A 23858-nucleotide genomic window follows, 5' to 3' on the forward strand; every position below is an offset into this window, starting at 1 on the left:
CCCACCCCTCTTTAGCGACTACCCCCCCCCCCCCCCCCACCCCCCCCCCCCCTCGCCGTGGGGGGCTTTTCCGTTTTTTCCCCCCCCCCCCCCCCCCCCCCCCCCCCCACTCCCGGTCGACTGGTTCATCAGGTGGGACGCCAGCCGGCCGAGATCAGGGCCGCGCGGACCTGGGCGGCCACCTCGTCCGGCCGGCGTCGTACGTCGAACGCGGTGAACCGGAGTATCCGGTCGCCGGCGATCCAGACCTCGTTCTGTCGCCGTAGGTCGGCCGCCCACTGCGCCGCGTCCATGTGGTGCGCGCCGTCGACCTCGACGTGCAACCGCCACCGCCGCCAGTACGCGTCCAGATAGCGGGTCCGACCCCGTGCGTCGGTACGGCGCTCCTGAAGATCCGGGCGGGGCAGCCCGGAGCGCCGGCACAACCGGACGAAATCGATCTCCGACAGCGCCTCGGCGCCACCGGCGAGATCCGCGACCGTACTCAGCATGAGCCTCCGACGTCGTACCGTGGGCATCCGTTCGAGCACCGCGCGCAGCTCGTCGGGAGTGACCCGGCGCTGCTGGCAGCCGGCCGCCAGCAGCCGCTGGGCGTCGTCGTCGGTGCGTACCCACTGCGCCGCGTCCACCAGGGAACGGGCCATCGTCGTGCGGTCCGGCCGGCCCCGCTGCCGGTCCACGGCCGGCAGCGATCTGGTCCGCCGGACCCGCACGGCGGGCAGCTCGGCCGGCAACCGGCGCACGGACCGCGCGGCACCCCGGGCGTACGGAACCAGCACGTCGATGACGGCGTACCGCCATGAGCCGCGGAGGCCACCGGCGCGGGCCGCGGCGAGCCCGGCGAGCACAGCCTGGTCCCCGGCCGCCAGCACGGCGACCCAGAAGTGCTGCTCGGGACTCAACGGCCCGTCCCCGGCGACCAGGATGCCCCGGCACATCCGCCGCCACCGACCGGTCACCAGCCGATGCCGTACCGCCGCCGGGCTCAGCTCACCGACCGCCTGATCCCAGGTCAGCACGCCGGCCTGCTCGAACAGCAGCCAATCCAGCGGTTGGGCATCGTCGTGGGGCAGTCGCATCGCACGATGCAAGCGCGGCCGCTCCGGTACCGGTGTCCCGGGCCGGACAGCCCACCGCCCAACATCCCGACACAGTGACGTTGGCGACCGCACCCGGTTCGAGACGCTGGTGACGCACCCGGGGCGAGCCCGACGCGGCGACCGCAGGAACGACCACCACCGATGGTGGGTGATCGATCCCGCGATCGCCAGGCCGCTCAGGTTGTCGCTTGTCGCTTGTCGCCAAGCCGCTCAGGTTGCCGCTTCAAGCGCTCCGCCGTGGCGTCGACACCGGCCGCCTGGCGGCGGCGGTCGACGTGGTGATGACGCTGGACGTGGTGATGACGCTGGACGTGGGCGCCGGACGCCGCAGCAGCAGCACCGCGCACACCGCAGCGACGGCCACGGTCACGACACTCGCCACGGCTACCAGGACCGCCGCGCCCAGTCCAGCCAGGATCAGCGCCACGTCGCCGATCGCGACGAGCATCCAGAGGGCAACGCTCGGCTTGTTCGTCCGCCGTCGGAAACTCATGTCGTACCTCCTTCCGTCGTGGAAGAAGAGGTACCCGAATCAGCGGACGGTCATGCCTGGCCGGGTCAGGTGTGGCCAGGGTCGCCGGCCCCGGGTCAGTCCTTGCGGGCCGGCACGAAGCCCTTGGCGATGATGTTGTCGAAGTCCGACAGGTACCTGCCCCAGTCCTCGGCCCGGGTGTCCCAGCGCAGCGCGTACGCCTGGTCGTGGGCGGTGACGAAGCCACGGTTGCGGACATGAACCCGCACGCTGCCCTCGTTCTGCAACCACTCCCAGTCGGCGCAGGTCTTCCAGTAGTCGACCGCGTGGATGCCGCCGACCCGCTGGTAGCCGCTGATGCCGCCCCGTCGGCTCGCCTCCTGCGCCTTCCAGTCGGCCACCGGGTCGCCCTTGGGATGGCGGGTCTGGCCGATCAGCAGCAGCCGGGGTCCATTGGGCTCGCTGAAGACGACGTTGCCATAGCTGTCGGTATGCCTACGCCAGCCGTTCGGGACCGGGACCTTGAAACCGGTCGGGTCCGAGTACATGTGCCAACCTGCCGGCACGGTGAACCCGGTCGGGCTGGGCGTGGCGGTGGTCGTACCCGGTGCTGTCGACGGCGCGGCGGACGGAGAGTTACCGGCCGGCGGTGCGGACGCGGCCGTGCTGCCGGCCGCCGTCGGTCCGGCGGACGGTCCCCCGGTGCCCGGGTGCCGCCGGGTCTGGAACACGATCAGGCTCACCACCAGCGCCGCCACCAGCAGGAGCGCCAGCATCCAGCGTCCCCGACGACCGTCCGGTCGATCTCCGGGAGGCGGGACGGTGATGGACGCGCGACCGAGCGCCGGCACCCCGTCCACCCGCGTCGCGTCCGGCCGCGTACCGGCGAAGCCAGGCCGCGTACCTGCGGAATCCGGCCGGGTCGCGGTCCGCGCGTCGGCGGCGGCGACCTCCGTGGGTACGGCGGCGTCCCGGCCGCCGTGTCCGCTGGTCCGGACGCTGCTGGTGGGCCGGGCGGCGGCCGACTCGGCGGCGTCTGGCCCGGTACGGTCCGCCTCGGCGGCGTCCGGTCGATCGGCGGTCGTCCGCCGGACGGAGTCCGATCCGGCGTCGACGGTCGGCGCGTCATTCGCCGCGTCGACCACCGGAGCGTCGTCGGCCGCGTCGACCATGGGCGGGGCGGCGGAACCGGCCGCCGCCGTGCCCGTCGAACTGTCGGGCGTCGCCGCGTCTGCCGTCCCCGACCCGCCGGGCCGGTCCGCTGACGTGTCCGAGGCTGACGTGTCCGACGCGGCGGCCGGGCTCGCCGAAGCGTCCTGGTTGACCGGTCCACGCGGACCGCTCGAAGCGTCCGACTCGGTCGGGGCGTCCGCTCCGGTCGGATCTCCCGACGCAGCCGAGGTATCCGACCCAGCCGAGGTGTCCGCTCCAGCCGAGGTGTCCGTCCCGGACGACTCCGTCGTAGCGGCGACGCTCGCCCTGGTGGACGCCGCGGCACCGGGGTCCGCCTCGGCAGACGCGACCGTGGCCGGCTCCGACCCGGCACGCTCAGCTGCGGCGGAATCGGCTTCCGCGCCACTCGGCGCCGCCGTGACGGAGTCCGACCCGGCACGTTCGGCCGTGGACGCGCCCGGCTTGGCCGGACCGCCGCCCACGGTGGCGGGTCGCTCAACGCTGTCGGTAGTGGATCGCTTCCCGCTCTCGGCGGGCGCCGCCGGCGACGGAACCCGACCGGCCGACGGAGCCTTACCCGTCGTCGGTGCGGTGGTTCCCGGGGCGGCCGTCGCCTGCGCGCCACCGGCCGCAGCCGCGCCACCGGCCGCCGCCGCGCCGCCAGCCTGCCCGGCACCGGCCGCCGCGCCGCCGACCACAGCGGCGCCACCGACCGCCGCCGCGCCACGGGCCGGAGCCGGCCCGCCGGACGATCTCGGCGGCGTGGCCCGGCCCAACCGGTCGGAACCCTGACGCGGAGCCGGCGGTACGTCCGACCGCCCCTCCCGGGGACCGTTCGGGCCCAGCCGGCGCGCACCGTCGCGCAGGGACAATCCACCGGCCCGCGCCCGGCGGTGCAGGATCCGCCGCAACTGCCGCTCCGCCTCGTCCGCCGTCATCCGCTGCTCGGGTTCCTTGCGCAGCAGACCGGCCAGCACGCCCTTCAGCGGGCCGGCGTTCTTCGGCGCGGGCACCGGTTCGGTGGCCAGCGCGGCCAGCGTGCCGATCGCGGACGGGCGGGCGAACGGCGACTGGCCCTCGACACAGGCGTAGATCATCGCGCCCAGCGACCACAGGTCGGCCCGCGGTCCCGCCGTGCCCTCCTTGGCGCGTTCCGGCGCGATGTACGCCGGCGAGCCGAGCACCAGACCGGTGCGGGTGACCGTGGGGTCGCCCGGCAGGGTGGCCAGGCCGAAGTCGGTGAGCACCACCCGACCGTCATCGCCGAGCAGCACGTTGCCGGGTTTGACGTCCCGGTGCATGACGCCGGACCGGTGCGCCGCCTGCAACGCGCCCAGCACGCCCAGCCCGATCTCGGCGGCCCGGTACGGGTCCACCGGCCCGTCCTTGCTGAGCACGTCATGCAGCGACCGGGAGGGGACGTACTCCATCACGATCCACGGATCACCATCGGTGCGCAGCACGTCGAAGACCCGAACCACGTTCACATGGTTGAGCCGGGCGATCGCGCGCGCCTCCCGCAGCGACCGCTCCCGCATCTCGCGCCGCTCGTCGTCGGTCAGGCCCGGCGGAGGCACGAGTTCCTTGATGGCCACTTCGCGGTGCAGCACCTCGTCAAGGGCCTTCCAGACGCGCCCCATGCCGCCCTGACCGAGCGGCTCGATGAGCCGATACCGGTCAGCGACGAGACGAGGAAGCGCGTTGGACATCCCGAGGACGGTACCCGGCCGGATCGGGCGTCACACCAGCGGCACGCCACTATGCGACAGGTGGCGCACGCCACGTCGTACCCTCGTTGCATGGCAGACGACGAACCGCTGTTCCGGGTGGTCCGGGGCACCCCGACCCCCGCGGAACTGGCCGCTCTGGTGGGCGTGCTGGTCATCCGCGCCCGGCCCGGCGCGGCCGGCCGGTCCGTCGTACCGTCGCACTGGGCCCGAAGCGCGCGGCCCGGCGCGGCGACGCCGGCCCGGCCCTGCCCCGGCGCCTGGCGGCTCTCGGCGCTGCCCCACTGACCAACGGTCCGCGAATCCCACCCGCGCGGTCTGCCCCGGACGGCCCACACGCACTAATCTCACTGTGAGAAAGGACGCCGTCACACTCGCGGGAGGTACCGTGAAGCCGCCGGAGCAGGGCTCAGGACCCACCTGGCTGCGCGACTACCAGGCGATCGAGGCCGATATCGACCGACTCGCCGACCTGGCCGCCGCCCTCGACGCCGAGGTCCACCGCAACTACATCCCGCACCTGACAGCCATCGACGACGACCTGACGGTGGAACTGCCGGCGCCGCCGGTCGACTTCCCCGAACTGTGCTCCTTCCTGGACACTCACCGCACGGCCCAGATCAACACCGCCAACAACGCCTACGCCTTCCGGGATGCCACCGGCGGGTTCGCGCTCGCCGCCGCCGAGGTCAGCCGCCGGTACGCCGACACCGACGCCTTCGCCGCGGCCCGGGTCTCCGACGTCCGCTCCGCGCTCGACGCCACGGCCGTGTCCCGGTTACCGATCACCACGGACCGGATCGATGACTGAACGGAACCCGGACGGCGGGTACGCCGGGATCACCGACTGGACCGGCCGGGACGTACCCGCGATGTGGCGGATGCTGGCCGACCAGCGCACTGACGCGCACTGGCGCCAGGTGAACGGCTGGCGCAAGACGTACCAGTTGGCCGAGGCCCACCTGGCCCGACTGCGCGGCTATCGCGCCGAACTGGCCCGGTCCTGGCCGCCGGACCGGAACGCCGCCGCGCGGGCCTATCTCGACCGACTTGACCAGCTGATCAGCAGCGTGGCGGAAACGCACGAGGTGGCCAGCGCCAACTACACCACCGTCGCGGCGGCCACCGGCGCCATCGACGCCGCCCGCGCCGACCTGGCGAAAATCCATTCCGAGTACGCGGCGAAGCAGCAGATCCGGGACCGCTTCGAACAGCAGTCCGCCGCGCTCGCCTCGGCCGGGTACCAACCGTGGCGGAAGCCGCCGGTCAGCGACGCCGAGTTGGAGGAGCTGAACGTACGCGGTCGCGCCGTACTGGCCGGGCTGAGCAACGAACTCGTCCAAGCCCAAGCCCAGATCCGCCAACCAACGCCCTATGTACGGCCGCCCACCAATGATCGGAGTGACTCCGATATTTACGGCACCAGTGGCCCCCCACCGCTCCCATCGATTGTGCCGGTGCCGAGTGGCGGTAGCAGTGCCTCGACAAGCAGCGGCAACAGATTGGGACGTACCCCTGCGGTGGGTCACTTCAGCCCGGCCCTCGCCGAGCCAGCATCTGGCCCGGTGCTTAATGGAATAGGCACACCGACGCCGGATGCACCAGTCATCCCAGCTCCGGACGTGTCGCCCGTGGGGCCGCACCCCAGCAGGATCATCGCCGCGCTGGACGGCGGCCCGCAGGTTCCCCCGCTGAGTGGCCTGCCGGCCGTCTCGGGCCGAACCGAGCCTGGGGCGCCGACGCCGCCGTCCAGTCGGACGCCACTACCAGGTGAAGCCGAGGGCGTGTCCCGGCCGGCGACCCAACCCCTGGCACGGGCCCTTCCGCCCGGTGGAGTCATCGGCGGCGCTCCACCAGCCCTCGGCCACATGACTCCGAGCACGCAAACTCGGCGGATCAATCCGGTTGGCGGAATGCTCTCGGGCGGTGGCGCGGGCACGACACCGGCCGGTCGCGCTGGAAGCCGGCCACTCGGCCCCGTCAGCCGTCCGGTCTTCTCCGGACTGCCCGAAGCGCTCTCCGCCAGCTGGCCCGGGTATCCCGCTTCGACCCCAGCAAATCGAGCCGACCCGGCTTGGGAGCCCGACCGTTCCTGGAAGACCAATCCAGGGGTACCACCGGTGATGCTGCCACCGGCCGAACCCGGCCCAATCGACCCGGGACCGGCCATCGGCCTCGACCGGTGAGAGACTTTCCCGGACGGGCGTTGGCCGGTTTCTGCGCGGCGGCACTCGCGGCGCCGACCATCTTGGCCCCGGGGGCCGACCGGATCCGGGCCGATCAGTGGCACCTGCGTTACCTGCATGTGGCCGAGGCGCACCGGTTCAACCGTGGCGCCGGAGTCACGGTCGCGGTCATCGACTCTGGCGTGGATCCCCATCCGGATCTACGCGAGAATCTGTTGCCGGGAAAGGACACCTTCCCGGGCGGCACCGGTGACGGTCGACGGGATGCCGACGGCCACGGCACGGGTATGGCTGGCCTGATCGCAGCCCACAGTCAAGGTGACACTTCGGGAGCACTAGGTATAGCACCTCGTTGCACAATCCTGCCTATCCGATATGCGCTTCATCCTCAAGACAGACAGGGGGACGCCAAGGAAGCGGCTGATTCAATCGGGGAAGGAATTGAGTGGGCGGTCTTCCATGGGGCGAGGGTAATCAGCATGTCGTTCGGCGGAGGATCATCCGAACGAGAGGTTCGAGCCCTCAAGTCAGCGCTTGATGCTGATGTCGTCTTGGTGGCCGCCGCAGGTAACCGACCGGAAAACTTAGGAATTAATCTTCCAGCCGCGTTGAACGGCGTTGTGGCAGTTGGCGCTACGGACCGGGACGGGAAGCGGGCTCCGATCTCGGTGACGGGGCCGCAGCTCACCCTTGTCGCCCCGGGAGTGGACATTTACAGCACCAGCCTCGACGGGAAGTATCGCAAGGGAACCGGCACCTCGGACGCGACCGCCATCGTGGCGGGGGCGGCGGCGCTGGTGCGGAGCCGCTTTCCGGACCTGTCCGCGGCTGAGGTCGTACATCGGCTCACCGCGACCGCCACCGACAAGGGACCGCCGGGTCGGGACGACGAGTACGGCTACGGCGAGCTCAACCTGGTCGCGGCGCTCACCGCTGACGTACCGCCGCTGTCACCGAGCCCGGTGACGACCGGTGGTGGCCCGACGGAGCCGGCGTCCGGTGGGCCGACGGCGGAGGCCGCGCCGCCCGCCGGGCATGGCGTGGCCACGGCCGTCGCGGTTGGGGTGGCCGGGGCGCTCGCCGTGGTGGTCGCGGCGGTGTTGGCGGTGCCGCACCTGCGCCGCTACCGCCGGAGGCGGGCATCGCCGTCACAGGATGGTTAATAAGGGGCCCTTCCTATACAAAAGGCGATAACAAGGTGCCCTTCCTTGCAACCGGTATCGTGGGCCGGTGCCGAACGCCAATCCCCTACGCTTCGTTCTCGCCTCCGCCAGCCCGGCCCGACGGAAGCTGCTGCTGTCCGCCGGTATCGAGCCATACGTACTGGTCAGCGGCGTGGACGAGTCACTGGTGACCGCCGCCCAAGCCGACGATCTCTGTCTCCAACTGGCCCGGCTCAAGGCCGAAGCCGTCGTCCGGCGGGTGCTCTCCGGCCTCGGGTCGCCGGAGACGGCGCCGGCCGTCGTCGGCTGGCAGGGCGCGGAAACACCGCACCGGGCCGGCGGCTTCCCCGACCAGAACGGCGGGTTGCCCGGTGGGACGGATCTTCGGTACCGGACGCTCGTGCTGGGTTGTGATTCGGTGCTGGCCTTCGACGGGCAGATCCTGGGCAAGCCGGCCGACCCGGCGGAGGCGGTCCGGCGCTGGTCGGCGATGCGGGGCCGCAGTGGCGTGCTCTACACGGGCCACTGTCTGATCGACCCGGCCGGCGCTCGGGCCGAGGCGGTGGCCGCGACCACCGTCCAGTTCGCGAACCTGGACGACGCCGAGATCGCCGCGTACGTCGCGACCGGGGAGCCGCTCGCCGTGGCCGGCGCGTTCACGATCGACGGCCTGGGTGGGCCGTTCGTCGAGCGGATCGACGGCGACCACGGCACGGTGGTTGGCCTGTCTCTGCCGCTGCTCCGCGCGCTCCTGGCGGATCTCGGCGTCCGGATCACCGATTTGTGGGCCGGGCAGGCCACCAGCAGCGCATAGAGTGACCGGTCATGAGCACGCGATCGGTGACGATAACGGATGACCTGCACGCCTATCTGATCTCGCACGGCACTCCGCCGGACGAGGTGGCCAGCGACCTGTACGCGGAGACCCGCGCGCTGCTGCCGGAAAATGCCGACATGCAGGTCGCCCCGGAGCAGGGGACGCTGCTCACCTTCCTGACCCGGTTGCTCGGCGTCCGGACCGCGGTCGAGGTCGGCACCTTCACCGGTACGTCGGCGCTGGCTATCGCCCGGGGACTGCCCGAGGGCGGGCGGCTGATCTGCTGCGACGTCTCCGAGGAGTACACCTCGATCGCCCGGCGGTACTGGGCGCGGGCCGGCGTCGAGGACCGGATCGACCTGCGGATCGCCCCGGCGGCCGAGACGCTGCGCGCACTGCCCACGGAGCCGCACGTGGACCTGGCCTTCATCGACGCCGACAAGACCAGCTATCCGACGTACTGGGCCGAGTTGGTGCCGCGGATGCGACCCGGCGGGGTGATCGCGGTGGACAACGTGTTCCGCGGTGGTCGGGTGTTGGCGCCGGTGGACGAGTCGGACCGGGTGATGGTCGAGTTCAACGACATGGTGGCTCGGGACAACCGGGTCGACGTGGTGATGCTGCCGGTCTCCGACGGGATGACCCTGGCCCGCCGCCGCTGACCGGCACCCGTCGATCCAGGGCTTCGCCGCACGGAACCTGCGGCTAGGTCCGTCGGCTGAGCCCGGGCTCGACGGAGCGGGGGGCACGGGGTGCGGGTGCCGGCGCGGCGGCGGGCAGGGCCCGGCGCAGCCGTACGGCGAGCAGCGCCGCCACCGCGATGAAGGCGGGCAGCAGCAGGAAGGCCAGGTGCGGACCGACGCCGTCGGCCACCCAGCCGAGCGCCACGGGCGCGATCCCGAAGCCCACCCCCATGGAGTACGACGAGAAGCCGGCCGCCCGATCCGCCTGCTCCCCCGCCGTACCCAGTGCGATCGAGACCGCCAGCGGATAGTGCAGCGCGTTTCCCACGCCGAGAACGAACAGCCCGGCGACGGCCGGGACCGGCGACGACGCGACCCAGAAGAGGACGAAGCCGAGGAACGACACGGCGAGCGCGACGAGCAGCAGTGGCACCGGGGCGATCCGCAGGGCGATCCGGCCGCCGACGAGCCGGCCCAGGAACATGCCTCCGACGATCGCGGACAGCGCGGCCGAGGCGCCGCCCGTGGTCATCCCTGCGGAGGTACGCAGTGCCAGGGCCGCCCACAGCGACAGGCACACCTCGATGGAGCCGGTGACCGACATGAGCGCCCAGGCGATCCAGTACGCCCGGGGCAGCCGGGTTGTCCTGGCCAGCCGACCCGGCCGGCGCCCGTCCGCACCGGGCACCGGGCCGGGACGAGGGGTCAGAAGGGAGCGGTTGGGGGCGGCGATCAGGGCGATCAGCGCGGTCAAGGTGATCAGTGCGACCTCGACGGCGAGGGCGGGCCGCCATCCGTGGCCGGCGCCGACCGTCAGCCCGACGACCAGCGGGGCCAGGATGCCCATTCCGGCGCAGGCCGCGTTCGCCTCGCTGATCGCGGCCGGTGCGGCGGGCCCGTGCCGGTCGGACAGGATGGCGTTCACGCCGCTGACCACGAGCATCCCGAACCCGGCGATGACCGCGACCGCTGCCAGGGTGCCGGGCAGGGGCAGCAGCGCGCACAGCGCCGCCACCCCGGCGGCCACGCCGGCCAGTCCCGACCAGACGGCGGCGGGTCGGCCGATCCGGCGGGCCACGGGTGGAAAGAGGGCCCCGCCGGCCAGCGAGCCGACCGCGATCGCGGTGCTGTGCAGACCGGCCACGGCGGCCGTGGTGTGCTGTTCGTCGCGCAACAGTGGAACGACCGGCCCGAACCCGTAGAGGAAGAATCCCCAGACGCCGAGTTGGGCGTAGCTCAGCCAGGTGGTCCGGTCATGTACGAGGCGGGGCACGGCCCTTACGCTACAAGCGTCCGGAACGTACCCCGCCGGGGGTGAGAGGCAGGTCTCCGGCGCCGCCGCAGGTCAGCGCGGGCCGGAAGCCGGCGCAGACCTGGAGCCGGCGCAGGCCGGAAGCCGGCGCGGGCCGGGAGGTCAGCGCGGGTCGAGGGTCAGCGGACGCTGCGGGCGAACTCGCGGGACGCCCAGATCACCGCGAGGACGGCGATCACCCCGACGACCGTGAGGCCCTGCCAGACGGAGTCGTCGCCGATGTTCCCGGCGAACAGCGCGCGGGCGCCGTCGACCGCCCAGGAGAACGGGTTCCAGTCGGCGACCCGGCGCAGCCAACTCGGCGCGAACGCCAGCGGCAGCAGGATGCCGGACAGCAGCAGCACCGGCTGGGCCACCGTGTTCATCAACGGAGCCAGGGCGTCCTCGCTCTTCACCCGCAGCGCCACGCCGTAGGACAGCGTGGAGGTCATCAGCGCGATCAGGGCCAGCAGCAGGTAGGCCAGCAGCAGGTTGCCGATCTGCACCCGCAGCCCGAAGGCCAGCGCCAGCAACGTGATGATCACCGCCTGGGAGAGCAGCGAGACGACGTCCCGCATCGAACGGCCGAGCAGCAGGGCGAACCTGCTGACCGGGGTGACCCGGGACCGTTCGATGACCCCGGCGCGCAGCTCGGCGATCAGACCGAAGCCCTGGAACAGACCGCCGAAGATCGCCAGCAGCACCAGCAGGCCGGGCACGAAGATGCGGTACGTCTCGGCGTTGGTGGTGGCGCCCAGCGGCGCGAGGGCCGGCTTCAGCAGCGGGGCGAACAGCAGCAGGTACATCACCGGCTGGAAGATGCCGACAAAGATCCAGACGGGGTTGCGGAGCAGCAGCATGAGCTGCCGCTGGAAGATCAGCCAGGTGTCGCGGGCCAGTTTCATCTCGTCGCCTCTCAGCTTTCCCGCAGGGAGCGGCCGGTCTTGGTGAGGAACACGTCGTCCAGGCTGGGCCGGTGCAGGCCGATGGTCCGCAGGGTGATGCCGGCGCCGTCCAGGACGCGCAGGATCTGCGGGATGGCGACGGCGCCGTCCTGGACGAACAGCCGCAGGCCACCGTCCTCGGGGGTTTCCAGCTTCATGACGTACGGCTGGGTGTCCAGCACCTCGGCGGCGCGGGCGGCCGGGCCGTCGATGCCGACCGAGACGATGTCGCCGGAGATCTCCCGCTTCAGCTCGGCGGGCGTGCCCTCCGCGACGATCTCGCCGTTGTCCATGATCGCGATACGGTCGCAGAGCGCGTCGGCCTCGTCCAGGTAGTGCGTGGTGATGAAGACGGTCATGCCCTCGGACCGCAGGCGGCGGATCTCGTCCCACATGTGTGCCCGGCTCTGCGGGTCGAGCCCGGTGGTGGGCTCGTCGAGGAAGACGACCTTGGGTTCGTGGATGATGCCGAGCGCGATGTCCACCCGTCGGCGCTGACCGCCCGAGTACGTCTTGCACTCGCGGTCGGCGTATTCGGTGAGCTGGAACGCGGCCAGCGCCTCGGTCGTCCGGCGCCGCGCCTCGGCCTTGCTCAGCCCGTAGAGCCGGGCTTGTAGCACCAGCTCGTCGCGGGCGGTGGAACCGTCCCAGGTGCTGCCGCCCTGCGCCACGTACCCGATCCGGCGGCGCACCTCGGCGGGTTCGGTCCGCAGGTTCGCACCGGCGATGGTCGCCGTCCCGCCGTCCGGCTCGATGAGGGTGGCCAGCATCCGCAGCGTGGTGGTCTTGCCCGCGCCGTTCGGCCCGAGGAACCCGAAGATCTCCCCCGCCTCGACGCGCAGGTCGACGCCGCGCACGGCGTCCACCGTCTTCTTCTCCCTGCCCTGCCGGGAGCGGAACGACTTCCGCAACCCCGCCGTCTCGATCATCTCTGCTCCTGGTTGGCCGGGCCGGACGCCACCGACCCCCCGTGCGGCCGGCGGCGTCCCGGCCGCTTCTCCCCCGGGGCCACGCCAGTGGGCGCCCACCCCAACGCTTTCGGGAGCAGGCTAACGCGATATAACTTTTTTGGTCAAGCTTGATTATTACGTGTCCTTGCCATCCGCCTCGCCGCCGGACGCCTGCCGCTCGTCGACCTCCGCCCGCCACCGGTCCCAGCCCTGTCCCCGGGGGAGATCGGCGGGCAGGTACGACGCCCCGCCCTCGATCCGGTCGGCGATCCGCTCGCACCAGGCGGCCTCGGCCTCACCGCGCGCGATCCACAGCTCCATCATCCAGGTGACATTCGTGGGCTTCGATTTAATCCAGAACGAGTCCACGGCCGCCTGCACCGAGGCGGCGCTGGCGGCCAGCAGCCGGGCCCGGTTGCGCAGCGCGGCCACCGCCTCCTCCCGGGGCAGCGCGGGCAGGAACGAGAAGGCCGCCATGAACGGGTCCACCGGCTGACGGAGTTCCCACCACAGATCACGCAGCATCCCCTCGAAGGCGTCCCGGCCCTTGTCGGTGATCTCGTACGTGGTCCGCGCGGGCCGGGCACCCACCTGCTCGGTGGTCACCTCCCGCAGCAGCTCCTCCTCGGTCATCTTGCGCAGCGCGTGATAGATCGAGCCCGGTTGCACGTTGGCCCACTTGTCGGCGTTCCAGCTCAGCAGCTCACGACGGACGTCGTAGCCGTGCACCGGCTGCATCCAGGAGACCAGGCCGAGGATCATCATTCGGGTAGGCGACACGGGACAAGCGTAATAGCCAAGTTTGACTATGTCAGATCCCACACCCGAGCGATCGTTAAGTTGATCAACGTGGCCGATAAACTCCCGGGCGGTAACCTCCGGTTCAACGGAGCCGACCCCGGGCCCACGAAGCCGCGGCTCCGCCGCCGATCCGTCGAGCCTCGCTGGAAGGAACCGCCGTGCGCAAGGTACTCATCGCCAACCGGGGCGAGATCGCCGTACGGGTGATCCGCGCGTGTCGTGACGCCGGGCTGGGGAGCGTCGCCGTCTACGCCGACTCCGACCGCGACGCCCTGCACGCCACCCTCGCCGACGAGGCGTACGCGCTGGGTGGTGACACGGCCACCGAGACGTACCTGCGGATCGACAAGCTGATCGAGGTGGCGGACCGGGCCGGCGCGGACGCCGTACACCCCGGTTACGGCTTCCTGTCCGAGAACGCGGACTTCGCCCAGGCGGTGCTCGACGCGGGACTCACCTGGATCGGCCCCACCCCGCAGGCCATCCGCGACCTCGGTGACAAGGTCACCGCCCGGCACCTCGCGCAGCGGGCCGGGGCACCGCTGGTGCCCGGCACCCCCGACCCGGTGGGCGGCCCGGACGAGGTGATCGCGTTCGCGGTCGACCACGGGTTGCCGGTGGCCATCAAGGCGGCGTTCGGCGGCGGCGGTCGCGGCCTCAAGGTGGCCCGGACCATGGACGAGATCCCCGCCCTGTTCGAGTCGGCCACCCGGGAGGCGGTGGCCGCGTTCGGCCGGGGCGAATGCTTCGTCGAGCGTTACCTGGACCAGCCGCGCCACGTCGAGGCCCAGGTGCTGGCCGACCAGCACGGCAACGTGATCGTGGTCGGTACCCGGGACTGCTCGTTGCAACGCCGGCACCAGAAGCTGGTCGAGGAGGCACCCGCGCCCTTCCTCACCACCGAGCAACGCGCCCAGATCCACGCCAGCGCCAAGGCGATCTGCCGGGAGGCCGGCTACCACGGCGCCGGGACCGTCGAGTACCTGGTGGGCGCCGACGGCACGATCTCGTTCCTGGAGGTCAACACCCGGCTCCAGGTCGAGCACCCGGTGACCGAGGAGACCGCCGGCATCGACCTGGTCCGGGAGCAGTTCCGGATCGCCGACGGCGAGAAACTGCGGCTCGCCGAGGATCCGACGCCGCGCGGACACGCCATCGAGTTCCGGATCAACGGTGAGGACCCGGGCCGGAACTTCCTGCCGGCCCCCGGCACCGTGACGGCGCTGCGGCTGCCCACCGGGCCCGGCGTGCGGGTGGACACCGGCATCCGCGCCGGCGACGTGATCGGCGGAAACTTCGACTCGCTGCTGGCCAAGGTGATCATCACGGGTGAGACCCGTACCGAGGCGATCGAGCGGGCCCGGCGGGCACTGGACGAGATGGTCGTCGAGGGAATGGCCACCGCCCTGCCGTTCCACCGCCTGGTGGTCCGCGACCCGGCGTTCACCGCCGAGCCGTTCACCGTCCACACCCGGTGGATCGAGACCGGGTTCGACAACACCGTGCCGCCGTTCACCACCCCGGCCGGTGCCGGCGAGCCGCCGGCGGACCGCGAGACCGTCGTGGTCGAGGTGGGCGGCAAGCGGCTGGAGGTCAGCCTCCCCGCCGGCCTCGGCGCCCGTACGGCCACCCGGGCGACCGCCGGTCGCCGACCGGCCCGGCGCGGTGGCGACGCCAAGGCCGGTACGGCGCCCGGCGGCGACGCGCTCACCTCGCCCATGCAGGGCACCATCGTGAAGATCGCCGTCGCGGACGGGGACACCGTGGCCGAGGGCGACCTGGTGGTGGTGCTGGAGGCCATGAAGATGGAGCAGCCGTTGCACGCCCACAAGGGTGGCGTGGTGCGCGGCCTCACCGCCGAGGTCGGCGCGGTCATCCCGGCCGGCGCCGTCATCTGCACCCTCGCCTAGCTTGAAAGGAAGGGCCCCTTGTTATCGCTTTTTGTATAACAAGGGGCCCTTCCCAACGCCCCACGACCGGCGCGCCCAACGCGCCGCAGCCGGTGCGTCAACCCGCCCACCGCGCTCAGCGGAGGAACTCGGCGGCGGTGGACCGGACCGCCTCGGTGAGCGTGCGCAGGGCCGCCGAGTCCAACCCCCAGTGCTGCCAGTGGAGCGGCACGTCGATCCAGCGGCCGGCGCCGATGTCGACGCACCGCCCGGCGGCGATCTCGACCCGCGCCGTTTCCTCGGGCACCATGCCCCAGCCGAGCCCGAGCCGGACCGCCTCGGCGAAACCGGAGACCGACGGGATGTAGTGGACCGGCGGTTCCGACCGGCGGCGGGTGACCAGCCGCAGGAACCGGTGCTGGAGCCCGTCCCGGCGGTCGAAGACCACCATGGGCGCCGTACCCAGCCCGGCCGCGAGCCCGGCGCCGAGATACCGGTCGGCCAGACCGGGTGTGGCCAGCGCGAGGTAGCGCATGGCACCGAGCCGGTACGACCGGCAGCCCTGGACGGGTTCCCGCTCCACGGTGACCCCCGCCATCACCGAGCCGTCCCGCAGCAGCGCCGCGGTGTGCTCCTGGTCCTCCCGGCGCAGGTCGAAGCAGACCGTTGGGTCCGCGGGCATCCGGGCCAGGGCGGCGGGAAACCAGGTCGCCAGCGAGTCGGCGTTGACCACCACCGTCATCCGGGTACGGCCCGCGCCGCCGGGCAGCGGCGCCCGCGCCGCGTCCAGCGCCTCCCGCTCCAGCAGCGCCAACTGGCCGGCGAGCCGCAGCAGTGGCTGGCCGGCCTCGGTGACCCCGCCGGGGCGGGTACGCCGGACCAGGACCTGCCCCACGTTCCGCTCCAGCGCCTTGATCCGCTGGCTGACCGCCGACGGCGTGACCCGCAGGGTCCGGGCCGCCGCCTCGAAGCCGCCCTCGGTCACCACCGCGGCCAGGGTACGCAACTGGACGGAGTCAATCATCAGCTCAGCTTAAGGAGCTGAAGAATCATTAGTTGGATTGCGGTGGTCGGTTGGCCGTACCGTTTCGGCGTGTTCCTCTCCGCGCTGGCCGGCTTCGCGTTCTCGCTCGCGCTGATCGTCGCGATCGGCGCGCAGAACGCCTTCGTGCTCCGCCAGGGGTTGCGCCGGGAACACGTGCTGCCGGTGGTGCTCACCTGCGCGCTCTCCGACGCCCTGCTGATCGCCGTCGGCATCGCCGGGCTCGGGTCGCTGCTGGTCGACCGGCCGGCGCTGGTGGGCGCGCTGCGCTGGGCCGGCGCGGCGTTCCTGCTCGGGTACGCGGTCCTGGCGGCCCGCCGCGCGCTGCGCCCGGGCGCGCTCACCCCGGTCGCCCGGCCGGCCGCCGCGCTCCCGGCGACGCTCCTGACCTGCCTCGCCCTGACCTATCTCAACCCGCACGTGTATCTGGACACGGTGCTGCTGCTGGGCACGGTGGCGCAGCGGCACCGGGATCCGTGGCTGTTCGGGCTCGGCGCCACGCTGGCCAGCGCGGTCTGGTTCACCGCGCTCGGCGCCGGGGCGTACCGGCTCGGATCGGTGTTGGCCCGGCCGGCGGCCTGGCGGTTGCTGGACGGCACGGTCGCCCTCGTGATGGCCGGGATGAGCGTGTCGCTGGTCACGGTCTGACCCGTACGCCGGGGTTTTCCACAGCCACCGCCCACACTCGGCGACGGTCCCGGGAATGATGGCCGGGTGCGGTTTCTCTCCGGCGCGGCACCCGCGCACGACCTGACCTACAGCGACGTCTTCATGGCACCGGCCCGGTCCGACATCGGCTCGCGGCTGGATGTCGACCTGACCACCTCCGACGGGACCGGCACCACCATTCCGCTCGTGGTGGCCAACATGACCGCGGTGGCCGGGCGGCGGATGGCCGAGACGGCCGCCCGGCGCGGCGCGCTCACCGTGCTGCCCCAGGACATCCCGATCGACGTGGTCACCGAGGTGATCTCCTGGGTCAAGCAACGGCATCTGATCCACGACACGGCCATCACGCTCGGCCCGACGGACACCGTGGGGGACGCCATCCACCTGCTGCCCAAGCGGTCCCACGGCGCGATCGTGGTGATCGACGACGAGGGCCGGCCGCTGGGGGTGGTCACCGAGGCGGACACCGAGGACCAGGACCGGTTCACCCAGCTGCGGAACGTGATGTCGACCGAGCTGCACACCGTACCGGCCGAGGCCGATCCCCGTACCGGCTTCGAGCTGCTCTCCGCCGGCCGGCGGCGGCTGGCGCCGGTGGTGGACGACGCCGGGCGGCTCGTCGGGGTGCTCACCCGGCAGGGCGCGCTGCGCGCCACCCTCTACCGTCCCGCCCTGGACGACGCCGGGCGGCTGCGGGTGGCCGCCGCGATCGGGATCAACGGCGACGTCGCGGGCCGGGCGGCGGCGCTGTTCGCCGCCGGCGTCGACACGCTGGTGGTGGACACCGCGCACGGGCACCAGGAACGGATGCTCGCGGCGCTGCGGGCGGTGCGCAGGCTCGACCCGCCGGTCCCGGTCGCGGCCGGCAACGTGGTCACCGCCGACGGGGTACGCGACCTGGTCTCGGCCGGTGCCGACATCATCAAGGTCGGCGTCGGACCGGGTGCCATGTGTACGACCCGGATGATGACCGGGGTGGGCCGGCCACAGTTCTCGGCGGTGCTGGAGTGCGCGGCCGAGGCGGACCGGCTGGGTCGGCACGTCTGGGCCGACGGCGGGGTCCGGCACCCCCGGGACGTGGCCCTGGCCCTGGCCGCCGGCGCGTCCAACGTGATGATCGGCTCCTGGTTCGCCGGCACCTACGAGTCCCCCGGTGACCTGTACGTGGACCCGGACGGCCGGCGGTACAAGGAGAGCTTCGGGATGGCCTCGGCCCGCGCGGTGAGCGCCCGGACGGCCGACGACAGCGCGTTCGACCGGGCCCGCAAGGCGGTCTTCGAGGAGGGCATCTCGTCGGCCCGGATGCATCTCGACCCGACCCGCCCGGGGGTGGAGGACCTGATCGACGAGATCGTCGCGGGTGTCCGCAGTGCCTGCGCGTACGCGGGTGCCGCGAGCCTCGCGGAGTTCCGGGACCGGGCCCTGATCGGGGTGCAGAGCGCCGCCGGCTACACCGAGGGGATGCCGTTGCCGGCGAGCTGGTGAGACCCGTCCGCGCGAAAATGGCCTTGCACCTGCCGCTGTGTGAGGTCATAGCGTTGCCGGCGTGACGAGCGAATCGGGTCCCGGGCCCGGCGGCGGGTCCGGGTGGCGGATCGGCCAGTTGGCCGAGGCCACCGGGGTGAGTGTGCGCAGCCTGCGTCACTACGACGAGATCGGGCTGCTGGTGCCGTCCGGTCGTGATCCGGCCGGGCACCGCCGGTACACCGCGACCGAGGTGAACCGGCTGTACCGGGTCCTCGCGCTGCGGGACTTCGGCCTTTCGCTGGCCGAGGTCCGCCGGCTGCTCGACGGGGCCGAGGGCGACCCTCGGGAGTTGTTCCGGCGGCAACTGGCGCAGGTCGACGAGCGGATCAACAGGGCGCTGCGACTTCGGCAGAGCCTGCTCGGGGTGATGTCCGCACTGAACCACTCCGCCGCTCCGTCGGTACGGCAGCTCCTCGACCTCATCGAAGGGATGATCACCATGCGTCGACCCCTCACTCCCGAGCAGCTCGACCGGATGGTGGCCGAGCGGCGGCGGGCGACCGAGCGGCTCACTCCGGAGCAGCGCGCCGAGTTGGCCGAGACCCGGCGGCGTTGGATGGCCCGGATGAGCGAGGAGGAGCTGGCTGCCGCGCAGCGGGCTCGGGCCGCGCTGCTGCCGCCGGGCTGGCGGCCCGCCGAACCGGACGCCGGGCCGGAGTCGGGGCCGCAGCCGAATCCGGGTCCACAGTCAGGAAATCAGTTTGGTCCCTAACCATTAGGGGGCTAACATGTTGCCCGTGCGGCTCGTGACGCTCGACGACATCCCGCTGGGTCGACTGATCCACATCGCGGCCCGGATCCTCGACCAACGCTGGAGTACCTACCTGGCCGAACGGCACGGTCTGACCCCGGCCGGGATGATGGTGCTCTTCACCCTCGCCCGTTCGGACGAGCTGACCCATCGGGATCTCGCCGAGCGGTGCTTCGTACGGCCCGCGACGCTCACCGGCATCGTGGACACGCTGGACCGGGCCGGTCTGGTGGAGCGGCACCGGGACCCCGCCGACCGACGGACGGTGCGCCTGGTGCTGACCGACGACGGTCGACGACACGCCGAGGACCTGTTCGAAATGGTCCACCAGCGCCGGCCGCTCACCTCGGTCGACGCGGACCCGGCCAACGCGGCGGTGATCCGCCAATTCCTACTTGAACTCATCCGCACCATGTCCGACGGGGAGGATGGCAGGTTGTCCCAGGAAAACCAACAAACCAACCAGGAACGGGGACCCGGAGGCGGCCCATGCTGATCCAAGTGCTGCGCGGCTATCTGCGGCCCTATCCGCGGCCGCTCACCGGCGTCGTGCTGCTGCAACTCGTCGGCACGATGGCCTCGCTCTATCTGCCGAGTCTCAACGCCGACATCATCGACCAGGGGGTGGCGCGCGGCGACACCGGCTACATCCTGCGGACCGGCGGCTGGATGCTGCTGGTCAGCGTCCTCCAGATGGCCTGTTCGATCGCGGCCGTGTACCTCGGCGCACGGACCGCCATGGGCTTCGGCCGGGACCTGCGGGCGGCGCTGTTCGACCGGGTCGGCACGTTCTCGGCCCGGGAGGTCAACCAGTTCGGGGCGCCCTCGCTGATCACGAGGAACACCAACGACGTCCAGCAGGTGCAGATGCTGGTGCTGATGAGCTGCACGATGATGGTCGCGGCCCCCATCATGTGCGTGGGCGGCGTGCTCATGGCGCTGCGGGAGGACATCGGGCTGTCCTGGCTGGTGCTGGTGAGCGTGCCGGTGCTGGCGCTGGCCATCGGCCTGATCATCCGGCGGATGGTGCCCCAGTTCCGGCTCATGCAGTCCCGGATCGACGTGGTCAACCGGGTGCTGCGCGAGCAGATCAGCGGGATCCGGGTGGTCCGGGCGTTCGTCCGCGAGCCGTACGAGACCCGGCGGTTCGGCGCGGCCAACGCGGACCTGACGGCGACCGCCCTGCGCGCCGGCCGGCTGATGGCCATGATCTTCCCGGTCGTGATGCTGGTCCTCAACCTGTCCAGCGTGGCGGTGCTGTGGTTCGGCTCGGTCCGGGTGGACAGCGGGCAGATCCAGATCGGCGCTCTGACCGCCTTCCTTAGCTATCTGATGCAGATCCTGATGTCGGTGATGATGGCCACCTTCATGTTCATGATGGTGCCGCGGGCCTCGGTCTGCGCCGACCGGATCGGCGAGGTGCTGGGCACCGATTCGTCCGTCCAGCCACCGGTGGCGCCGATCACCGAGGTCCCGCTGCGTGGGCGACTGGAACTGCGGGACGTCAGTTTCCAGTACCCGGGTGCCGCCGAACCGGTGCTGCGGCACATCTCGTTCCAGGCCGAGGCGGGACGCACGACCGCGATCATCGGCAGTACCGGCGCCGGCAAGACCACCCTGGTCTCGCTGGTACCGCGCCTGTTCGACGCCACGGACGGCGCGGTGCTGGTCGACGGGGTCGACGTCCGGGAGTTGGATCCCGACGTGCTCTGGAGCCGGATCGGGTTGGTCCCGCAGCGGCCGTACCTGTTCTCCGGCACGGTGGCCAGCAACCTGCGGTACGGCCGGCCGGACGCCACCGACGAGGAACTGTGGGCGGCCCTGGAGACGGCGCAGGCCCGGGACTTCGTGGCGCAGCTGCCGGGTGGGCTCGACGCGCCGATCACGCAGGGTGGGACGAACGTCTCGGGTGGCCAGCGGCAGCGGCTGGCGATTGCCCGCGCGCTGATCCGCGAGCCGGAGATCTATCTCTTCGACGACTCCTTCTCCGCTCTCGACCTGGGTACCGACGCCCGGTTGCGCGCCGCGCTGCGGCCGTTGACCCGGGAGTCGGCGGTGATCATCGTGGCCCAGCGGGTCTCCACCATCATCGACGCCGATCAGATCGTGGTGCTCGACAACGGCGCGGTCGTCGGGCTCGGCCGGCACGACGAGCTGGTGGAGAACTGCCCGACGTACGCGGAGATCGTGGCGTCCCAGCAGACCGCGGCGGCCCTGGCATGACCGACACGACGCAGTTGGATGTGAACGACCGCGGGTGGCGCGGTCTGGACGGGGTGGAAGCATGACCGAGACGAGGAACCCGGCCGGCCCGCCCGGCCCCGGCGGCCCCGGCGGACCCGGCGGACCCGGTCGAGGGCCCGGCGCGGGTGGACCCGGCGGAGCCGGCCGAATGCCCGGCGCAGGTGGACCCGGCGGACCCGGCCGAATGCCCGGCGCAGGTGGACCCGGCGGAATGCCTGGTGCCGGCGGAGCCGGCCGGCCCGGCGCCGGTGGACCGGCCCGGCTGCCCGCCGCCGGCGCGCAGGCCCGGCAGGGCGGACCACCGTGGATGTCCGCCGGCATGCCGGCGGAGAAGCCGATGACCTTCGGCCCGTCGGTCCGGCGGCTGTTGCGCCGGCTACGACCGCAGGCCGGCCAGCTCGTCGTGGTCATCGCGCTGGCCGTCCTGAGCATCAGCGCCAGCGTGACCGGCCCGAAGATCCTCGGCCGGGCCACCGACCTGATCTTCTCGGGCGTCATCGGCAAGCAGCTACCGGCCGGGATGACCAAGGAACAGGCCGTGTCGGCGGCCCGCGGCGCGGGCAACGACAACCTCGCCGACATGCTGGCCCGGATGCACGTGGTGCCCGGCGCGGGGATCGACTTCGACCGGCTACGTGACGTGCTGTTGCTGGCCGCCGGCCTCTACCTGGTGTCCAGCCTGCTCATGTGGCTCCAGGGCTACCTGCTCAACGGCGTCGTCCAGCGGACCGTCCTGCGGATGCGGGCGGACGTCGAGGCCAAGCTGAACCGGCTGCCCCTGCCGTACTTCGACCGGCAGCCACGCGGCGAGCTGCTCAGTCGGGTCACGAACGACATCGACAACATCTCGCAGACCCTCCAGCAGACCCTGAGTCAGCTGCTCACGTCGCTACTGACCGTGGTCGGCGTGCTGACCATGATGTTCGTGATCTCGCCGCTGCTCGCCCTGGTGGCGCTGGTCGCGATTCCGCTGTCGGTGCTGGCCACCCGGCAGATCGCGAAACGGTCCCAGCGGCAGTTCGTGGCCCAGTGGAAACACACCGGCGCGCTCAACGCCCAGATCGAGGAGGCGTACACGGGCCACGAGCTGGTCCGGGTGTTCGGCCGGCAGCGCGAGGTCCGGGCGGCCTTCGCCGCCAAGAACGACGAGCTGTTCCAGGCCAGCTTCGGAGCCCAGTTCATCTCGGGCATCATCATGCCGACGATGATGTTCATCGGGAACCTGAGCTACGTGGCCGTCGCGGTGGTCGGCGGGCTGCGGGTCGCCACCGGAGCGATGACCCTCGGTGACGTGCAGGCGTTCATCCAGTACTCGCGCCAGTTCACCCAGCCGCTGACCCAGGTGGCGTCGATGGCCAACCTGCTGCAGTCCGGGGTCGCCTCGGCCGAACGGGTCTTCGCCGTCCTGGACGCCGAGGAGCAGAGCCCGGACCCGGCCCAGCCGGACCGGCCCGCCGATCGGCACGGCCGGGTGGAGTTCGAGCACATCTCCTTCCGGTACGAGCCGAACAAGCCGCTGATCGACGACCTGTCCCTGGTGGCCGAGCCCGGTCACACGGTGGCGATCGTCGGGCCGACCGGCGCCGGCAAGACCACGCTGGTCAACCTGATCATGCGGTTCTACGAGCTGGACGGTGGCCGGATCACCCTCGACGGCGTCGACATCGCCACCATGCGCCGGGACGAGCTGCGCGGCGAGATCGGCATGGTCCTCCAGGACACCTGGCTGTTCGGCGGCACGATCCGGGACAACATCGCGTACGGCAACCCGGAGGCGACCGAGGAGCAGATCCTGGCGGCGGCCCGGGCCACCTTCGTGGACCGGTTCGTCCGCAGCCTGCCGGACGGGTACGACACGGTGATCGACGAGGAGGGCAGCAACGTCAGCGCCGGTGAGCGGCAGCTCATCACGATCGCCCGGGCGTTCCTGTCCGACCCGTCGCTGCTGATCCTCGACGAGGCCACGAGTTCGGTGGACACCCGTACCGAGGTGCTGTTGCAGCGGGCCATGGCGGCGCTGCGGGCCGATCGCACCAGCTTCGTGATCGCGCACCGGCTGTCCACCATCCGCGACGCGGACCTGATCCTGGTGATGGAGCAGGGCCGGATCGTCGAGCAGGGCACCCATGCCGAGCTGCTGGCCGCGGCCGGGGCGTACCACCGGCTCTACCAGGCCCAGTTCACGGCCGCGGCGGTCGATCTCGACGCCGAACCGGCGACCGCCGGGGCCGCACCGCCGCGGACGAGACCGGCCGGTGCCGGTCCACGGCCGAGGATCCCGGCGTCCTGACGGCACGGGGGGGGGGGGAGGCGCTTTGCCCCCTTGCCCCCGCCGCCCCCCCCCCCCCCCCCCCCCCTACCTAAACCAACTAAGTGGCGACCCCCCCTCCCGACGAGCAGGTGTAGGGACGAGGTTGTGGTAGTGCTCT

The 23858-nt window shown here is 71.9% G+C and carries 20 protein-coding genes and 1 pseudogene; 13 read left to right on the top strand and 8 right to left on the bottom strand.

Going from position 1 to position 23858, the window contains the following annotated elements; translation table 11 throughout:
* Positions 1-128: 128 nt before the first annotated feature.
* The 3 genes and pseudogenes from ACXN5W_RS27705 to ACXN5W_RS27715 form a co-directional block, all read right to left on the bottom strand.
* Complete coding sequence (locus tag ACXN5W_RS27705) at positions 129-1079, bottom strand: endonuclease domain-containing protein (RefSeq protein WP_473161325.1); 951 nt, start codon at positions 1077-1079, stop codon at positions 129-131.
* 244 nt (positions 1080-1323) lie between these two features.
* Entirely contained in the window at positions 1324-1593 is a 270-nt protein-coding gene (locus ACXN5W_RS27710; protein WP_473161326.1) for a hypothetical protein, read from the bottom strand.
* A gap of 1943 nt (positions 1594-3536) precedes the next feature.
* Positions 3537-4454 (bottom strand): annotated as a pseudogene (locus ACXN5W_RS27715) (serine/threonine-protein kinase); the annotation flags it as partial.
* Between the two features lie 90 nt (positions 4455-4544).
* Here ACXN5W_RS27715 and ACXN5W_RS27720 point away from each other — a divergent pair.
* The 6 genes from ACXN5W_RS27720 (at position 4545) to ACXN5W_RS27745 (ending at position 9300) form a co-directional block, all read left to right on the top strand.
* Positions 4545-4760 (top strand): acyl-CoA carboxylase subunit epsilon, encoded by a 216-nt coding sequence (locus ACXN5W_RS27720; protein ID WP_473161327.1) that lies wholly within the window; start codon positions 4545-4547, stop codon positions 4758-4760.
* 100 nt (positions 4761-4860) lie between these two features.
* The gene (locus ACXN5W_RS27725; protein ID WP_473161328.1) at positions 4861-5283 is read left to right on the top strand and encodes a hypothetical protein; all 423 of its coding nucleotides are present in this window, start codon (positions 4861-4863) and stop codon (positions 5281-5283) included.
* A complete protein-coding gene (locus ACXN5W_RS27730; RefSeq protein WP_473161329.1) occupies positions 5276-6658 on the top strand; it encodes a hypothetical protein in 1383 nt (460 codons plus the stop codon). Before ACXN5W_RS27725 ends, ACXN5W_RS27730 begins: the two co-directional genes overlap by 8 nt.
* The gene (mycP, locus tag ACXN5W_RS27735; RefSeq protein WP_473161330.1) at positions 6655-7821 is read left to right on the top strand and encodes a type VII secretion-associated serine protease mycosin; all 1167 of its coding nucleotides are present in this window, start codon (positions 6655-6657) and stop codon (positions 7819-7821) included. Before ACXN5W_RS27730 ends, mycP begins: the two co-directional genes overlap by 4 nt.
* Positions 7822-7888: 67 nt before the next feature.
* Positions 7889-8635, top strand: a complete 747-nt coding sequence (locus ACXN5W_RS27740; protein ID WP_473161331.1) for a Maf family protein — start codon at positions 7889-7891, stop codon at positions 8633-8635.
* Between the two features lie 11 nt (positions 8636-8646).
* Positions 8647-9300: an O-methyltransferase gene (locus ACXN5W_RS27745; protein WP_473161332.1), complete on the top strand. Its 654-nt coding sequence runs from the start codon at positions 8647-8649 to the stop codon at positions 9298-9300.
* Positions 9301-9343: 43 nt separating this feature from the next.
* Here the strand turns inward: ACXN5W_RS27745 and ACXN5W_RS27750 are convergent, their stop codons facing one another.
* From ACXN5W_RS27750 to ACXN5W_RS27765, 4 genes are all read right to left on the bottom strand, one after another.
* Positions 9344-10594: an MFS transporter gene (locus tag ACXN5W_RS27750; protein WP_473161333.1), complete on the bottom strand. Its 1251-nt coding sequence runs from the start codon at positions 10592-10594 to the stop codon at positions 9344-9346.
* A 158-nt stretch (positions 10595-10752) separates the two neighbouring features.
* Entirely contained in the window at positions 10753-11517 is a 765-nt protein-coding gene (locus tag ACXN5W_RS27755; protein WP_473161334.1) for an ABC transporter permease, read from the bottom strand.
* 11 nt (positions 11518-11528) lie between these two features.
* On the bottom strand, positions 11529-12485 hold the full coding sequence (locus tag ACXN5W_RS27760; protein WP_473161335.1) for an ATP-binding cassette domain-containing protein: 957 nt from the start codon (positions 12483-12485) through the stop codon (positions 11529-11531).
* Between the two features lie 156 nt (positions 12486-12641).
* Positions 12642-13286 (bottom strand): PadR family transcriptional regulator, encoded by a 645-nt coding sequence (locus ACXN5W_RS27765; RefSeq protein WP_473161336.1) that lies wholly within the window; start codon positions 13284-13286, stop codon positions 12642-12644.
* 179 nt (positions 13287-13465) lie between these two features.
* On the opposite strand from ACXN5W_RS27765, the gene ACXN5W_RS27770 reads away from it, so the two are divergent.
* Positions 13466-15217: an acetyl/propionyl/methylcrotonyl-CoA carboxylase subunit alpha gene (locus tag ACXN5W_RS27770; protein ID WP_473161337.1), complete on the top strand. Its 1752-nt coding sequence runs from the start codon at positions 13466-13468 to the stop codon at positions 15215-15217.
* 115 nt (positions 15218-15332) lie between these two features.
* Here the strand turns inward: ACXN5W_RS27770 and ACXN5W_RS27775 are convergent, their stop codons facing one another.
* Positions 15333-16220, bottom strand: a complete 888-nt coding sequence (locus ACXN5W_RS27775; RefSeq protein WP_473161338.1) for a LysR family transcriptional regulator ArgP — start codon at positions 16218-16220, stop codon at positions 15333-15335.
* Positions 16221-16289: 69 nt separating this feature from the next.
* Here ACXN5W_RS27775 and ACXN5W_RS27780 point away from each other — a divergent pair, with 69 nt between their 5' ends.
* From ACXN5W_RS27780 to ACXN5W_RS27805, 6 genes are all read left to right on the top strand, one after another.
* Positions 16290-16886 (top strand): LysE/ArgO family amino acid transporter, encoded by a 597-nt coding sequence (locus tag ACXN5W_RS27780; RefSeq protein WP_473161339.1) that lies wholly within the window; start codon positions 16290-16292, stop codon positions 16884-16886.
* Between the two features lie 66 nt (positions 16887-16952).
* Complete coding sequence (locus ACXN5W_RS27785) at positions 16953-18392, top strand: GuaB1 family IMP dehydrogenase-related protein (protein ID WP_473161340.1); 1440 nt, start codon at positions 16953-16955, stop codon at positions 18390-18392.
* 61 nt (positions 18393-18453) lie between these two features.
* Positions 18454-19146: a MerR family transcriptional regulator gene (locus tag ACXN5W_RS27790; protein ID WP_473161341.1), complete on the top strand. Its 693-nt coding sequence runs from the start codon at positions 18454-18456 to the stop codon at positions 19144-19146.
* Between the two features lie 25 nt (positions 19147-19171).
* Positions 19172-19681, top strand: coding sequence for a MarR family winged helix-turn-helix transcriptional regulator (locus ACXN5W_RS27795; protein WP_473161342.1), 510 nt, complete (start codon positions 19172-19174; stop codon positions 19679-19681).
* On the top strand, positions 19675-21408 hold the full coding sequence (locus ACXN5W_RS27800) for an ABC transporter ATP-binding protein (RefSeq protein ID WP_473161343.1): 1734 nt from the start codon (positions 19675-19677) through the stop codon (positions 21406-21408). Before ACXN5W_RS27795 ends, ACXN5W_RS27800 begins: the two co-directional genes overlap by 7 nt.
* 232 nt (positions 21409-21640) lie before the next feature.
* Complete coding sequence (locus ACXN5W_RS27805; protein WP_473161344.1) at positions 21641-23719, top strand: ABC transporter ATP-binding protein; 2079 nt, start codon at positions 21641-21643, stop codon at positions 23717-23719.
* The last annotated feature ends 139 nt before the right edge of the window (positions 23720-23858 follow it).

It is taken from the genome of Plantactinospora sp. A48, from assembly GCF_055793945.1.

Bases quoted from the DNA above. Each gene is read 5' to 3' on its own strand.
- ACXN5W_RS27755 (WP_473161334.1), bottom strand. From the start codon at position 11,517: ATGAAACTGGCCCGCGACACCTGGCTGATCTTCCAGCGGCAGCTCATG.
- ACXN5W_RS27775 (WP_473161338.1), bottom strand. From the start codon at position 16,220: ATGATTGACTCCGTCCAGTTGCGTACCCTGGCCGCGGTGGTGACCGAG.
- ACXN5W_RS27705 (WP_473161325.1), bottom strand. From the start codon at position 1,079: ATGCGACTGCCCCACGACGATGCCCAACCGCTGGATTGGCTGCTGTTC.
- ACXN5W_RS27720 (WP_473161327.1), top strand. From the start codon at position 4,545: ATGGCAGACGACGAACCGCTGTTCCGGGTGGTCCGGGGCACCCCGACC.
- ACXN5W_RS27800 (WP_473161343.1), top strand. From the start codon at position 19,675: ATGCTGATCCAAGTGCTGCGCGGCTATCTGCGGCCCTATCCGCGGCCG.
- ACXN5W_RS27805 (WP_473161344.1), top strand. From the start codon at position 21,641: ATGCCTGGTGCCGGCGGAGCCGGCCGGCCCGGCGCCGGTGGACCGGCC.
- ACXN5W_RS27760 (WP_473161335.1), bottom strand. From the start codon at position 12,485: ATGATCGAGACGGCGGGGTTGCGGAAGTCGTTCCGCTCCCGGCAGGGC.
- ACXN5W_RS27710 (WP_473161326.1), bottom strand. From the start codon at position 1,593: ATGAGTTTCCGACGGCGGACGAACAAGCCGAGCGTTGCCCTCTGGATG.
- ACXN5W_RS27730 (WP_473161329.1), top strand. From the start codon at position 5,276: ATGACTGAACGGAACCCGGACGGCGGGTACGCCGGGATCACCGACTGG.
- ACXN5W_RS27745 (WP_473161332.1), top strand. From the start codon at position 8,647: ATGAGCACGCGATCGGTGACGATAACGGATGACCTGCACGCCTATCTG.